This is a genomic window from Pseudoalteromonas sp. SR41-4 (assembly GCF_014163985.1).
Classification (GTDB): Bacteria; Pseudomonadota; Gammaproteobacteria; order Enterobacterales; family Alteromonadaceae; genus Pseudoalteromonas; species Pseudoalteromonas rhizosphaerae.
The window spans coordinates 71,469-85,851 of the sequence record NZ_JACJEI010000021.1; the positions used below are offsets into that span (position 1 = coordinate 71,469).

Consider the following 14,383-nt stretch of genomic DNA (forward strand, 5'->3'; position numbering starts at 1 on the left):
CACTATTAGGTTCCCTTATCTATATTTATATAGAAACTGCTAGTATATTCTCCAGATAGTTTTTCTTGGGTATTAAACACGTCTGTTTTAATTCTCAAATCAAATCTTTTACACACCCCACCTCCTGGTGAGTCAGAAGTCGCTAAACCTTCAAAATCTATATTTTTTATAATGGCTTGACAAAATCGAGTATTATTAGAAGAACAGCTGCCAGCTCCAATAAGTCCTAAGGTTTGGGACTCCACGGTGTATTCTATGACCCTTTTTGACTGCTCTGTAGAGCCTTCGATATTGGTCAACTGAAACTTTGCGAGGTCCCTTCTTTGTCCGTAGAGACTAATATAGGGAGCATCTGTTACTATAAACATATCTAGACTAGAATAGTCATCGGTTTCTAGACAAAAGTCTAAACTTCCTATTCCATATTCCTCATTTACACTTACTTTATTAAAAATTATCGGCAGTGTATTTCCCTGTATTGGATGCAAAGTTGTTACATTTACAGGTTGCTCACTGGAGCTCCTGTTAACTATGATATTTATATTAAATGAGGCAGTAAATATAAGATAAGAAGAGTGCCAATCTGTTGCGCTTATACCTACACTAGAAGATGAGTAGATACCGTCAGGAACATCTGAAAAGCTAGCCTTATCTAAGTATAAAGAAATAATTCTACCACCATTTGAATATGATGCGACACCAGCATAACACCCTCTGTTTCTCACTCCATTACTAATATCACACAATAGTTTAACGTTATAGAAAGTCCCTGTTTCTTGATTAATTATCGGGATATTCATAACATGTGATTTAGAACTTGCAGACCAAGCTGGCGATCTAGAGTCGTAATTACTAATAACAAGTAAGGCATTGCTGTTTCGGAATAAGTCTTGACCGCAATCACTCATGCTGTCCTCGCTCCGACATACTATGGATTCACTTGGCCTCCAACTAGAAATATATTGATGGCCTGCTGAATCAGGATCTAAGTGAACATTATTAAATGTATGAGATAAATGCACTCCTCTTTCAAAGCTGGCAACTGCATAACCTATCATAGAAAAATAAATGAAAAACAAACACACTATTGTTTTCATTAAATTATCTTCCCTGCGTCGTTCTTTATCTCGAAGTCTGAAATAGAACACAATTTATTTATTGCAAACTTACTACCGGGGTAAAGCCTAAATTCTTGCTTACTTTTATTGTCAATGTCAGCCTTACACTTGTTATTAATATGCACTCTGACATTCCCTGAGTTTTCAATGAAGTCTACTTTCCCATCACTATAAGTTTTGTAATTATAATTTAGTTCAAGGGGCAGCACTCTAACTAAAACACCGTATGATAACTTTACTGTAACGCCTACGGAAAATTCTGATGTAGGTATAAATCTAACCCTGTATAGTTTTTCAGCTATAACATTTTCATTTCTAGAATATAGTAGCCTTACACTTTTACTTTCACCTGTGCTTAATATTATTTTCCTAGGGAAAATACTAAATGATAAGATTTCACTATTATCAACTGACACCTCACGTTGTTCTGGGGTTCCAGGGTTCACTATTTCATACACTAAGGCACGAACATATTCAGTGTATTTTGAGGAATTAGTTACCTTGATACTTTTAGTAACTAGGTCATTTTCATTTCCGTATATTTCCATTGGGGATACGGATATCGCAAAACTATTTAAAGGGGATAATAAATAGAAAAATGTAAAAACAAATATTGTTCTAATCACAAGTCAATTCTCCAAGGCTGTAATATATATTATTGTAATTATTGTAATTATTAAAAGTGCAACGTAACGGTAGGTCGTCATTGTTAATATCAATAAATCCTTTGGTAAGAAATTCATCTGACAAACAAGTAGCCTCATAATTTTCATCACCTACATTTGATACCGTACAACCTTCTATATTTATTTTTTGGTAACCTCTAATTTTAAATCCAATCACTATAGTTTTTTCGTATGAAAATTGTATTGTTTTAATATCACCCTTAAAAACATCCACACTGTCATCTTTAACCTTAACAGTAAAAATTCCATTATCTGATAGATAATCATCTTCAATCATTATCCTGTAGTTCCCTGGTTTTATTTGATAAAAACTAGTTTCTGATGAGCTTATTTTTACATTACTTCTTGCAGAACCTTTAATATTTAATCGGAAATCACTTCCTTCTGGTATATTTCTCATGTCAAATATAAGTCCTGCGTCAGAACGTAGTGTGTTTACACTTTTGAGGCTATAGCTTTTATCATTAATTGCTGCCACATATTCATGACTTACCCCTATATTATTAATAACCCCATAATTAGTATTTAATCTAAATGCACCGTATGGTGAGTTATAACCCGCGTATAAGCTTGAGGACACTTCACCTTTATTATATTCTGACACCCTAAAATTCATGTTATAGTCCTTATCATTTTTAGCAAAAGATAAGGCGTTACTGCTACCCTGTTTATTAGTTTTATTACTATTATGTATCGAAGATGAGTAGGAGTAGGAATTTGATTTATATCCATAGCTAAAGTTTATTCCTGCATTAAAACTAGTCATTTTACTATTATATATTGAATCATAATTTTTCGATTCGTAATTAGCGTTAAAGCTAATTACGAATCGATTAAAATTAAAGCTTTTACTTAAAGAGAGTCGATTGCTATCATAGTTGACCCCTAAGCTTGCAGACTTGTAATCTGTATATGTATAAGTTGCATTAAGCGCTCCAGGAAGTGAATAAGTAAGACTTCCTGATAAATTGGTTCCACACTTACGATTTAGAAAAATAGACTCTTTTTTACAATCATATAATTCAACTTTATAAGCAGAAGCATATACAAATAAGTCATCCAAAATTTTGAATCTAAACTGCGATCCAAGAGCGAAATCTCCTTTACTACTTATGACTGATTGAATATCAATTCCATTCATAGAATAAACAAGTTCACTTGCAGCCCCTTTATTTGGAATATAGAATGAGTTAAGACGAAAATCACCTAAAGAGCTAACATATAAGCCGTTAAAACCAAGTGAGTCATAATAATTATCTCCATAATAATTACGGCCAACCATAACTTTAGCAAAGAAAGTATTTACTTTGTTCTTACTAATGCTTTTTTTAAAATATTCTTTTATCTCAGTTTCTTTTTCGCCGTTAGAGTATTCTTTTTCTATGACTAACCTGCTGTATCCCGCACTTAACAATCTATCATCGACTTCATTAAATCCTGGTGAAAGTTGTATACTTAATATCTTTCTTTCATTTGAAGATATGGTGGCTAAAGAATAATCCTTAGAGTAAACGAGTAAATTACCTTCGGACTTTCTTGCATTATAATCATAATCAAATAAGCTAAAGTTATATAATTCCAAGCCAAAAAAAGTATTACGTTTTATAAAATAGGTTCTACCTATTCCATTGGCCGGATTGTTGTACCCAGTATCATTAATATATGAAAAGGCTAATTGCAGTTTATTATTAAGTATAGGTTTAAGGAGATATGAGAAGTTATCAAATTTAAAAGGGTCATTATTTCTTTTATTGTCTACATCATACTCAGCTATTAACAGTCCATATTTTGTTTTATAACTATCCTGACCTCTTAAAGATATATCTTCTTCTCCTCCAGATTGATAATTTAACTTTGCATAATGCCAATGTGAGATCCCTGTATTTACTCCATACGAATACACTTCATCCTTTGAGTATTTTTTTGAGCGTATATAAATAAATTTATCATCATAGCTAACAGCGATTGATATATTGGTATATCTAATTGGTTTATCAATCTCAATTCCACTGCTAGCTGCTTTTAGTATAAAATCATTATATTCGACTTCATTATTTTTGAATATTTGTTCTAATTTTTCCGATCTTAGTTTTTCTTTAAATATTATTTTATTATTATTTTTTTTTACATACACAACGGATGATTTCGTGTCATTTATGTACATTTGATACGGTTCAAATTCAATTTCATCCACACTGAACCAGTCTGGTGGGTTCACATCAAAACTTTTATAATCGTCTGTATTTGTTCTTTCATCACTTTCTTTATCTAGATCTAAACTTTCATTGTTAGTTAGGCCATCATCAATAACAAAACTCGGAAAATGATGGTGAATGTAGCCTCTTACATCGTTATATTCGGTATTAGATTGTCGATATAAACAGTCTTTTATAAAATAGTATGTTTCATGCTCAACATTGCTACAATCACCAATCATTGTGAACCTTTACAAATTTATGGAGCGATAGAAAAATCGAATGTAAAAGAGCCTCTATACTGACCCGAAGCTAGCGCAGTAGTTGACGCACTTTCTATTGATAAAGTAATATCTTTAGCGCTAGTAATTGCACCTTCAGTAGTATTGTACAAAGCATCTTTATCAATTGTTACAGGTGTGTTTTGTGCTAATGCGGTATCCGCTATTTTAAAAGTCATTGGAATAGATGTTCCATTCACAGAATCTGTCAAGCTAGGGAAGCTTTGTAATGTAATTAGAACATCCTTATAGTTATTCGATACCATATTTAAGTTGATGTTTTTTGTTTGAAGCCCATCTCCTGCGCTATTAACAGCCATTGCGATAGGAGCATCCCACGATCCTGAGGTATCAATTACCGTTAAACTACTATCAACTGATGCCGTAACAGTTACAACTTGAGTTGCCGCATTTACAGTAAAGCAAGAAGCCAAAGCTGCCACAAGTCCAATTTTTATACTCTTTCTATACATATCTAAATCCAATTTTAATTAAGTAGAAAAAGTATCTTACACCTGTCAATCACTCAGTCGAATAGCATCTAGACATGCATTTAAAAACAATATGCTATTACCATTTAAAATTCATGCTTAAACTATTAAGCAGCAGTTGACTTTGCCAGTTCGCGACAACTAAGTTGACCGGTTTTAGTATGATTCAGGTATATCAATTCAACATAGATAAATATGTCTAGAAAGCCTATAACTAAATAACAGGTGTAAATGCTTAATCTTGACACTAAAAGGCGGGTTAGTTCTTGCTTATATTTTAAGACAGGAGTGCTTCAGTTTACTCTACAGTTTTCGCCAGATGAGAAACAGCTGAAGGTGCTTTTTCAGCTAAGATATTAGTGATCCGCAGTTTGTCTTATTTGAAGTTTTCCATTGATTCAACATGCAGTGTGCCTGTTAAACTACCTTAATGTACTTTACTCACGTTCGTGTAGAGGAATACTTTGGCGCTACTAAATACGGGGCTGTAAATCATGATTTGTTCTGACATAAAGTCGACTGGTATTTCTGTTAACTCTTAAATTTTCGTTCGATGTGATAGTGGTTTAATCAATTCGAGCCCTAAGACAGCTTTGCCCTCGTTGGTGATTTTTCTCTTTGCTACTGTACCGAAGATGCCTTTAAATTTATGCAGTGCATAGTTAATAAATAAGCTCAAATTATATCTGACTCTCACTGTGCTTCTTTATCATATGGCCGATATCATCAAAGTATAAATAGTTCCTATTTATTGAGATTTAAGGACGTCAGCAACAATCGAAAAGTGATCTATACCACCATTTAAATTATGGTTCACTATTCAAATGGCTGGACTGTAGGATAGCATTCTAAATTAAATATATTTTAAGAGTGCTAATCGATTAAGAGGAGAAAATATATAAGATAAGTTTTAATATACCATTTTATAGGCTGTATGCAGGTGCTATCACAAGAAGAGCTTGATTTTATAATTTATACATTCACAGAAAATCCTGATGACTCACTTCCCTTGAAAAATAATTCTGAAGGGAAGGCCAATATCGAAACTGATGCGAATTATGAAAATATTAAGCTATGCTTCAAAACGGTTGTCAAGCATAGTGACTCTAAGCTTTTTTATTTTGATTGTTACTCTAATGTAAAGCTATGAGTGTTTATTGATAATCTTGCCTGTATCTAAGCTTCTTTAAACCGTTTAGCCTTAAATCTTCGTAAGTATCAATGTAGCTGACTTTCTGTACTCCAACGCGTTCAAACTGCATATGCAAATAGGCAGCAATTATTATGCATTGTCCTGCTCCATACTTGCCCTATGAGTTAGATTTACAATGTTCTCCTACGGTCAATACTTTCTACGATAAATACAAAATGTATATGAAGCACTAGAACGAAAGCTTCGCCGTTGTTAAGTTTTGCAAAATAGTCAATTTGGGCTGCTGTTCATCTCAGGAGGTTGCACCTGTTGAGTCTATCCTTATGAGCTTTTACCTGTAGCCAATAGAAAAATGGTATTAATAGCAAAGAAGTTAAAGCAATATCATCAGTAATTAAACCGAGTGATTGAGCTCACTGATTGAAACCAAACTTCACAAAAGTACCAATTGCGCTCATAGTGATAAGCCGTAGTAGCACCAACACTTCCGCTGTACACATAGAAGTAGAACTAGACATCAATATTTACGATATTTTCTACTAAGAAATCTAAAAAAACTCGTGTCTTTGGTGAAATCATATCTCGCTTTAAATAAATAGCGTAGGTGGCACTTAGTTCTTCGTATGGGCTAAAGGTATACTCCTGCATAACATGGACCAGAGAGCCGTCAGCTAACTCATTCTTAATAGCCCATAACGGCATTAAGGTAAGCCCTGTATTATTCAACACTAGCTGCTTTTGGCCATTTACTGAATTCACTGAAATAGCATTGTTAATGATTAGTTTTGTTCTTGTTTCTGCCATTAAAAACCAATCTTTCCAGCGAGCATAACTGTATCTAATACATTGATGCTCGGCTAAATCTTTAGGGCATTGAGGTGTGCCGTTGTTAGCTAAATATTGGGGACTAGCACATAATAAAAAATTATTGAATGTCAGTCGTTTAGCTATTATTGCCGAATCAGATAAGCGTCCGCTTCGAATGGCAACATCGATATTTTCTTCGACAAGATCGACAACGCGTTCTGTTAACTCAAGCCTTATATCAATATCTGGATATAACAACATAAACTTCGGGATAAGTGGTAGTACAACACTTTCGCCAAAACCCACGGTCATACTTATTTTGAGATTACCTTTTGGCTTTTCTTGCAAATCATTTACCGCTCTTTTGGCTTCATCAAACTCCGATACAATACGCTGAGAAAATTCATAGTACTTACGCCCAGCTTCTGTTAACCCAGTATTCCTGGTGGTTTTATTTAAAAGGCGTACACCTAGTTCTTGTTCAAGAACGGCTAATTGTCTTGAGATAGAAGAAGGCTGTACATCAAATATTCTACTGGCTTGTGAGATACTCCCTGTTTCAACGACACAATTAAAATACAATAACCGATTTAGTGAACTCATAACTGTTTCTACCTATATAAAGTTTCTTGTTATTCTAATACTGCATTGCTTAAAAGACAAAAGTAACTTGTTAATTGGGTAATGGCTTGTTCTGTTGACAACAAATAGAATGGTCGTACTTAAACGAACATACAAATGAAGAGCACATAATATGAAAGCAATGATCATTAATGAAATCGGCACAACTGAAGTTTTTCAGCTAGTGGAAAAAGCAAAGCCCGTGGCTAAAAAAGGACATATTGTAGTGGAAGTTAAAGCAACAAGTGTAAACCCAATTGATACCATGCTACGCTCTGTTGAATTACCTTGGTCAGCTAATTTGCCAGAAGTACTACACGGTGATGTAGCGGGTATTGTTAGCGAAGTAGGAGAAGGTGTCACTGGTTTTATCATTGGTGACGAAGTTTATGGTATGGCTGGTGGTGTTAATGGTGTAGATGGTGCTTTAGCTGAATTTATGTTGGTTGATGCACGTTTAATGGCTAAAAAACCTAAAACACTAACCATGAAACAAGCAGCAGCACTTCCGTTAGTATCAATAACTTCTTATGAAGCACTGGTTCATAAAATGAATGTTAAAGCAGGTGATAATGTTCTTATTCATGGTGCTACTGGTGGTGTTGGCCATATCGCTGTTCAATTAGCAAAAGTGCTAGGCGCTAATGTTACTTCTACTTATTCGCCTGCTAACGAAGCACTTGCAAAAACCGTTGGTGCGGATAATTTAGTTGATTATACAACAGAAAAAGTAGCCAATTATGTGGCTAAATATACTGACGGTGTTGGATTTGACAAAATATTTGATACTGTTTCTGGTAAAAACATTCAAAAGTCATTTGAAGCGGCTAAGTTTAATGGTCATGTATCAACAATTTTACCGATTGAAGATCCACTACAAATCGCTTTGAAAAGCCTGTCATTCCATAGTGTACTCATGCTTATTCCACTTGTTCATGGCATCAACCATGAATCACACGGTCAAATTTTGACTGAAATTGCTGAACTGGTTGATGCTGGCAAGATAACCCCAATTATTGATGAAAGTGACTACTCAATTTGGGAGGTTTCTAAAGCACACGACCACCTTGAGTCTGGAAAAGCTGTTGGTAAAATAACACTTACAGCATAAATATCGATTTAACTTCCCAATAAAAGTGTTAATGCGTTATTAGCGATTTTGTAATTATTATTCTATCGCTATCTACTTCTCGAAGAATCAGAAATAAAGCGGTACAAATTCTTGCGAACGCATCAAGGAAAATTGAGGGTGTCATGTCTTGCTTCGATACTTAAGGTGTCGCGAAGTGGGTTCTATTAATAACTTAAATTCGGTGAATTGGTCAGTCAGAGAGGATTGTAACAACAGCTGCGAGATGAGCAAATACAACGATTTTGTTGATTCAAAGCTGCGCTATGGTATGCCAAAAGGGAATTATTGGAACATAGATTATATACTTAGTCTTATTGACAGTGATATCAATACACGCGCAGAGAGTTTCTTCCACGTATTGAAAGTCAAGGCAATTCATGGTCAGTCAATTATGGATAAGAAAACAATGCGGCAAGCTGTATTTGAATACATTGAAGTTCAATGCAACAAAACAAGGAAACGTAGTACGAGTGGCTATTTAACCCTGAAGCATTTAAATTGAAGAATATTGCTTAGTATTGTCGTCAGTTTTAGCGTTGGTTATCAATATGTTCATTAGACAGCTCCTGACACAGGAGTGCTGCGACGATCATGATAATCTATTGAAGAGAGGTAAAGCTTAGCATTTCTTTTTTTTATTATTTTTAAATGCTAATTTCATATGTTAGAAACCCTGTATTATTGAATTATTGAATTGTTTTTAGGGCAGCATCACAATCTTATATCAATGTTCTTTAATGCAAGAGTTACATCTATCACTTAATAGTAAATTACATACTTCAAACCTTAATTATAAGGTGCAAAAAATTGTTGATATAAATAATAAAGTGGTGGCTGGAGAGCTGTTAGTTGATTTTTCAAGGGCAGAATCGAATCTTGAACTTCAAACCTATTTAAATGCAATAAATCTTGGAATTATTACTCAATTTAGTCTTGATTTTGCTTTTAATAACATTACAAATGCAACGAATTTAAATAAATTTAGTACTTTATTTTTTAACCTAGAAAGAAATAATTTATGTGATGTGAGAATTTTATCGCAAATATTAGAGTTAAACTTAGTTTGTTCTTTAAATGGGCTTGAGTTAGTCGTTGAAATTACTGAAAGAGATAAATGTGGAAAGTGCTGTAATGTTATTAAAGGGTTAATATTTCTGAAGGAGCGGGGTATTAAACTAGCTATAGATGATTATGACTATGTATTTGGTGATTTTAGGTATAATGAGCTTAAGTTAGGTTATTACGACTATGTAAAAGTAGACATGTCAAAAAATAAACTAGAATTAGATCTACTTAGAAATTTCGCATTTGAAAATAATAAGTACTTCAAGAAAGGTATTATAGTCGAACGAATTGAGACGTTAGATGAACTCTATAAAAATTTACCTCATCAATATATTTATGGGTATCAGGGCTTCTTTTTTTGTAAAGGTATTTCTATTTAATGTAGTAGTTAATTATCGTTAAAGTTAACTTTTAAAAATTTTATTGGAGTGAATTTGTTAGGTAAATTTATAAAACGCTATCGAATAGAAAACAACTTAACTCAGTTTGATTTTATTGTAAAAATACAGAGTTTAGATGTTGAAGACTCATTTAAGTTACTAGATGAAATTACACTTTCTAGATGGGAGAATGAGAGAACAAGGCCTTCGTTAAAAAAACAAGTATTACTAATGGTATATATGGGCTTTAAACACGATTTAAATACCTTTATTACTCCCGACAAAGTTAAATTAGAGTCTCTTTTATCAAAAAGATATAAAGATAATTTTTTGGGTAGTGATAACCCTTATTTAAATGTTTCTTCTCATAATAAAGTTACTGTCCGATCTAGTAAGAAAATACCAAGTAGTCGTTTAAAACACTACAGTGCTTATTATTCTGATATTCATGGCGTACCATGCGATAGTGAACATCTACAAATGTTAAATGAAAATCTAAGTAATATAAATTTTCATGAGATCTATTCACCCGAAAACTATATCATTGGGCACTTAATCTCTTTTCAAATAACTGATGATTACTCATTGTCTGTCATAAATGAAAAATTAGGTTTCAAACTCTCTTTTGCTGATGATGATTTAAAGGGTTCTATTTACATAACTTCAATGCATGCTAGTTGCAAGGATATATTTCATTATCAAAATAAACTTGTTTATGATCTAATATTGGAGTCGAATAAATTTCCTAAATATATTTTTGCTAAATGCTTTTATCCAGAGTTAGCTAATTTTTATGAGGCTATCGGTGGAGATGTCTGTCATAAAGGGCCTGTAAGTTCTCATGGAATGAAATACTTAAAATGTCATTACAGGTGGTTAATGTACCGCATTAATGTTATTGATTTAATTAGTTCAAAATTATTCTATTTTAACGAAAAATTTATTAATGAAACATTCATTAACAAACCATTTGTTGATCCAATAATTAAAAAGGAAGAGATTTAAAAAACACCTGCAAACGAACAGTAATCAAACTAGTAAGAACTCCTCTAGCTTTAAAATGATGAAGATACTCCATACCAAGGTATATGAAGTAGCTATTCTAAAGGTCGGGGTATAAGTGAGAACTCTTTCTCCCCTGCAAAGCTCGTAAGCGCGTTACTAAGATATCCGATTTGTATTTTTATATTAGTCGTAATAGCGATGTTTTGGTTAGAGATTAATGATTTTTAGTTAGTGCCTAGCGGAAGCTGGAATATTCACGCTGGTTAGACGCTGTTTTTTGGAATGTCAACTTGCTTGCTAGCGCTAACGAATTGACGTAAGAACAATATCAGGCGGCATGTTTTTTATAACAAGTGACATTCACTAAGCTTTTTCTTGCAAAGTTAATAGTTTTAGCTGCGAGTAGCTTATGAAGCATATTACTCTGGCTCAGAGGCTACTTAGTTAAAGTAGGAAAGTCTATCAATCTGGAAATAAATAAACGATGAAAATTCTTATTGTAGGTGCTGGGATCTCGGGCTTATCTATGGCTCGATTGTTAGAAGAAAAGCGCATTGACTACAAGATTATAGAAAAAAAAGGCTCTCTTAATACGACTGGAGCAGGTATTGCTTTACCGTTCAATGCACTAAGAGCACTAAAAGAAATAGGCGTCTATGATCAAGTAATGAAAAATTCGCATAAGGTAAAGGAAATAAATTATACCAAATCAAATGGAGAATTACTCAGTCGCGCCAACTTAACAGGCTATCCTTTTAGTAATGACTCATTTGTAGCCTTAAAAAGGAATAAATTGATACATATATTAGCTGAGGGGATAGAAAATAAAATTCACTATTCCACAGAAATCACTTCTGCTAATAATCATAAAAATGGGGTTGTAGTCGAGTGTTCTAATACGGAAATTGCTGGAAAATATGATTTAATGATAGCTGCAGATGGCGTTAATTCACCGTCAAGAGATCAACAGTTTAGAGGTACTAAAACTTTATACAATCATAAAATAACGGGGTGGCGTTTCATTGTTAAGGCGTCTAATCATCAACTAGAACCGACCTACATGCTTGGCAACTCTGATTTATTTATGGCTTACCCATTAAGTAAAGATGAGTTATATTGTTACGCACATATCCATCAAGATAATAGTTTCTATACATTAAGTGGCGATACACAAAAGGATATTAAGCGTATATTCTCATCTTATGCGGAACCCGCTAGAAGTATTTTAAAATCAATTAATGAATTAAATATTATTACAGGTGAATTAAAATCGGTCACTGAAGCTCGTTTCTATAAAAATCGTATTGTTTTTATTGGAGATGCTGCCAACGCTTGTTCTCCACTTTTACAACAAGGCGCTGCAGCTGCTTTTGAGGATGCATTATCGTTATCAAAAGCTTTAAGTCATAATAAGATAGATTTGGAGCAATATAAAAAAGCGCGCCAAGCACGAATTGAATGGATTATTCAATATTCTGACAAGCCTTTAGCAAACATAAAAAAAATGGATAACTTCATCATACGTTTTATTAGAAATATGATAATACGACATATAGGGCCTTTGAATGTTTACGGTTGGATAAAATTGGCAACAAACCCCCATTTAACTAAAAAATAGCAATAAGTTAAGTCCTGCAAATTTTATTGACCACTACATTACTTGTTTACTTAGAGCCAGGCGGTGGTCAGAATCTAAGAAACTATCCTATTTGTGTCATTAAACGATAACTATATTGCAATAATTAAAGAAGGCATGCTTATGACCTCAATTTATCAGCTAAAGGAGCTTTTATGAAATCTAAATTATTTATCGGTGGTTCAATTCTGCTAGCTTTTGCTGTGTTTTCTGGACTGATGGAAACCATGTTTTATGGCAGCATTGATTCTGAAGGCGTACTTCAAGAAAGTCTGTTTTTACCTCTGACTTTTATCTGTTTAGCTTTATCAGTAACTTTCTATGCTTCGTCACTCATTATACAGGTAAAAGGGAGGATAACCCATAATCAAAGCCATTAACGCTTATTCTACGATAGCATCATCAACTAAGATCAACCCTTCATCTACATCAAGCATCAGCTTGTGAGCACTTGAGTTGTTTTTTCTCTCTTGGTCAGCCTGTGTTGGATACCGACGTATAGTGACATCAACAGCCTTTTGTCCATCATAATCTATTGCAGTAAGTGTACTATACTTACCTAAAAACTGTTGCCCATATTGGTTGATGTTATTAGTAAGGTAATCTAGCTCGAAAGCACCTAGGTAGAGTGCGCTACTAGGTAGATCGTGGCAATCTAGACTGGAGTTTTTATCCGAATCAGGATTACTATTGGTTAAAGTATAAGGCGCAACAAACTTAAAAATGTTTTTATTATTTGAAATATTCAACGCAGTGATATTGGTATAGTCAAGCCATGCTGCATAATATTCATTGTTTGACAGGACGCCTTTTACGTAAGGCTTTGTATCTTTACTAGTGTCTATCTCGGTAAACTCTGTTAATTGGACTTGATTCTTATGATCGGGAAAAGTGATATAAAATGATTTATCAACATCAATATTGAACAACTTTTTCATGACACTAGGGAACTGTGTTTCTAGTGATGCCTCTAATGCCTTATTAGTTCTTTGGCAACCGGTTAGCGCGGATAAGGCTACTATTAAAATGATTGAGTTGAGTTGTAAAGTCTTCATGGTATTCTCTTAGAGTTTAGTAGGTTACTATAATCAATTCTTGATTCGAATTTTTAACTGACGCGACTTATCTAAATTCCCTTGATACTCAAGACGAGTATCTTGTATTAAATAGTAGACTCGAGCAATGATGAAAGTGTCTGTAATAAGCTGCTCGCTCAACCCCAGAACATGACCAACTACTGCCAGCATTAATACAAAGTTTCCTTGGCCTTGTTCTTGGCATTGCCTCAATATTTGTTTATCAAAATAATCTTCACCAACAGACTTAACTTCGTTGCTTTCAAAAATACGCAATAAGCTGTCAGGTCGCTTCGATAGCTTAACTAGTTTTTGCCATAACTGTGCATATTGAATGCAATTTATGGGATTGATATTTTTTTCTTGATTATGCAGGAAGTCTAACATTTCAAGAGAACAGGCACCTACTCCATGTAGCATATGAGTGGAGAGGTCATAGTCGTTAATACTGATATGATAGAGTTTATGCTCATCAATTATATGGCAACACAAGTAAAGTAACGACTGTTCAGGCGCATTATCTCCATGCCAAATAACCACTTTGTGGTAAGGAGTAAAGTCAAAGTGACATAATTTACTAATGTCTTTAGTAATATCTACCAACCATTTATCTTCAATATTTGCGTCAGCAGCTTCTTCTAGATGTGCTATCTGCAAAATATCAAATAGTTAAGTTTCGTTCTGCTATAATTCTATCTAACTATCTAACTATCTAACTATCTAACTATCTAACTATC

Annotated in this window: 12 protein-coding genes and 1 pseudogene; 6 read left to right on the forward strand and 7 right to left on the reverse strand. The window is 33.7% G+C overall.

Features of this window, described 5'->3' with window-relative positions; translation table 11 throughout:
- Positions 1-5: 5 nt before the first annotated feature.
- The 5 genes from H5180_RS16085 to H5180_RS16105 form a co-directional block, all read right to left on the reverse strand.
- Positions 6-1,097, reverse strand: coding sequence for a hypothetical protein (locus tag H5180_RS16085; RefSeq protein ID WP_182758610.1), 1,092 nt, complete (start codon positions 1,095-1,097; stop codon positions 6-8).
- Positions 1,097-1,744 carry a hypothetical protein gene (locus H5180_RS16090; RefSeq protein ID WP_182758611.1) on the reverse strand — a complete coding sequence of 216 codons (648 nt, stop codon included), beginning with the start codon at positions 1,742-1,744 and terminating at the stop codon, positions 1,097-1,099. The genes H5180_RS16085 and H5180_RS16090 overlap by 1 nt, the downstream gene beginning before the upstream one ends.
- Positions 1,737-4,241, reverse strand: a complete 2,505-nt coding sequence (locus tag H5180_RS16095) for a hypothetical protein (protein WP_182758612.1) — start codon at positions 4,239-4,241, stop codon at positions 1,737-1,739. The genes H5180_RS16090 and H5180_RS16095 overlap by 8 nt, the downstream gene beginning before the upstream one ends.
- A 17-nt stretch (positions 4,242-4,258) precedes the next feature.
- Positions 4,259-4,753 carry a CS1 type fimbrial major subunit gene (locus H5180_RS16100; protein ID WP_182758613.1) on the reverse strand — a complete coding sequence of 165 codons (495 nt, stop codon included), beginning with the start codon at positions 4,751-4,753 and terminating at the stop codon, positions 4,259-4,261.
- 1,681 nt (positions 4,754-6,434) lie between these two features.
- Entirely contained in the window at positions 6,435-7,334 is a 900-nt protein-coding gene (locus tag H5180_RS16105; protein WP_182758614.1) for a LysR family transcriptional regulator, read from the reverse strand.
- Positions 7,335-7,485: 151 nt separating this feature from the next.
- Here H5180_RS16105 and H5180_RS16110 point away from each other — a divergent pair, with 151 nt between their 5' ends.
- The 6 genes and pseudogenes from H5180_RS16110 to H5180_RS16135 all read left to right on the forward strand — a co-directional run bounded on the left by H5180_RS16110 (position 7,486) and on the right by H5180_RS16135 (position 12,950).
- Positions 7,486-8,463 (forward strand): zinc-dependent alcohol dehydrogenase family protein, encoded by a 978-nt coding sequence (locus tag H5180_RS16110; protein ID WP_182758615.1) that lies wholly within the window; start codon positions 7,486-7,488, stop codon positions 8,461-8,463.
- Positions 8,464-8,812: 349 nt separating this feature from the next.
- Positions 8,813-9,000: pseudogene (locus tag H5180_RS23640) on the forward strand (IS3 family transposase); the annotation flags it as partial.
- 221 nt (positions 9,001-9,221) lie between these two features.
- Positions 9,222-9,929, forward strand: coding sequence for an EAL domain-containing protein (locus H5180_RS16120; protein WP_182758617.1), 708 nt, complete (start codon positions 9,222-9,224; stop codon positions 9,927-9,929).
- Positions 9,930-9,983: 54 nt separating this feature from the next.
- Positions 9,984-10,934, forward strand: coding sequence for a helix-turn-helix transcriptional regulator (locus H5180_RS16125; RefSeq protein ID WP_182758618.1), 951 nt, complete (start codon positions 9,984-9,986; stop codon positions 10,932-10,934).
- A 484-nt stretch (positions 10,935-11,418) separates the two neighbouring features.
- Positions 11,419-12,552 (forward strand): FAD-dependent monooxygenase, encoded by a 1,134-nt coding sequence (locus tag H5180_RS16130; RefSeq protein ID WP_182758619.1) that lies wholly within the window; start codon positions 11,419-11,421, stop codon positions 12,550-12,552.
- Between the two features lie 173 nt (positions 12,553-12,725).
- On the forward strand, positions 12,726-12,950 hold the full coding sequence (locus tag H5180_RS16135) for a DUF3955 domain-containing protein (protein WP_182758620.1): 225 nt from the start codon (positions 12,726-12,728) through the stop codon (positions 12,948-12,950).
- Between the two features lie 3 nt (positions 12,951-12,953).
- On the opposite strand, the gene H5180_RS16140 is transcribed toward H5180_RS16135, so the two are convergent.
- Positions 12,954-13,625, reverse strand: a complete 672-nt coding sequence (locus H5180_RS16140) for a hypothetical protein (RefSeq protein WP_182758621.1) — start codon at positions 13,623-13,625, stop codon at positions 12,954-12,956.
- Positions 13,626-13,658: 33 nt separating this feature from the next.
- Entirely contained in the window at positions 13,659-14,303 is a 645-nt protein-coding gene (locus tag H5180_RS16145) for a DUF3658 domain-containing protein (RefSeq protein WP_182758622.1), read from the reverse strand.
- Between the last annotated feature and the right edge of the window lie 80 nt (positions 14,304-14,383).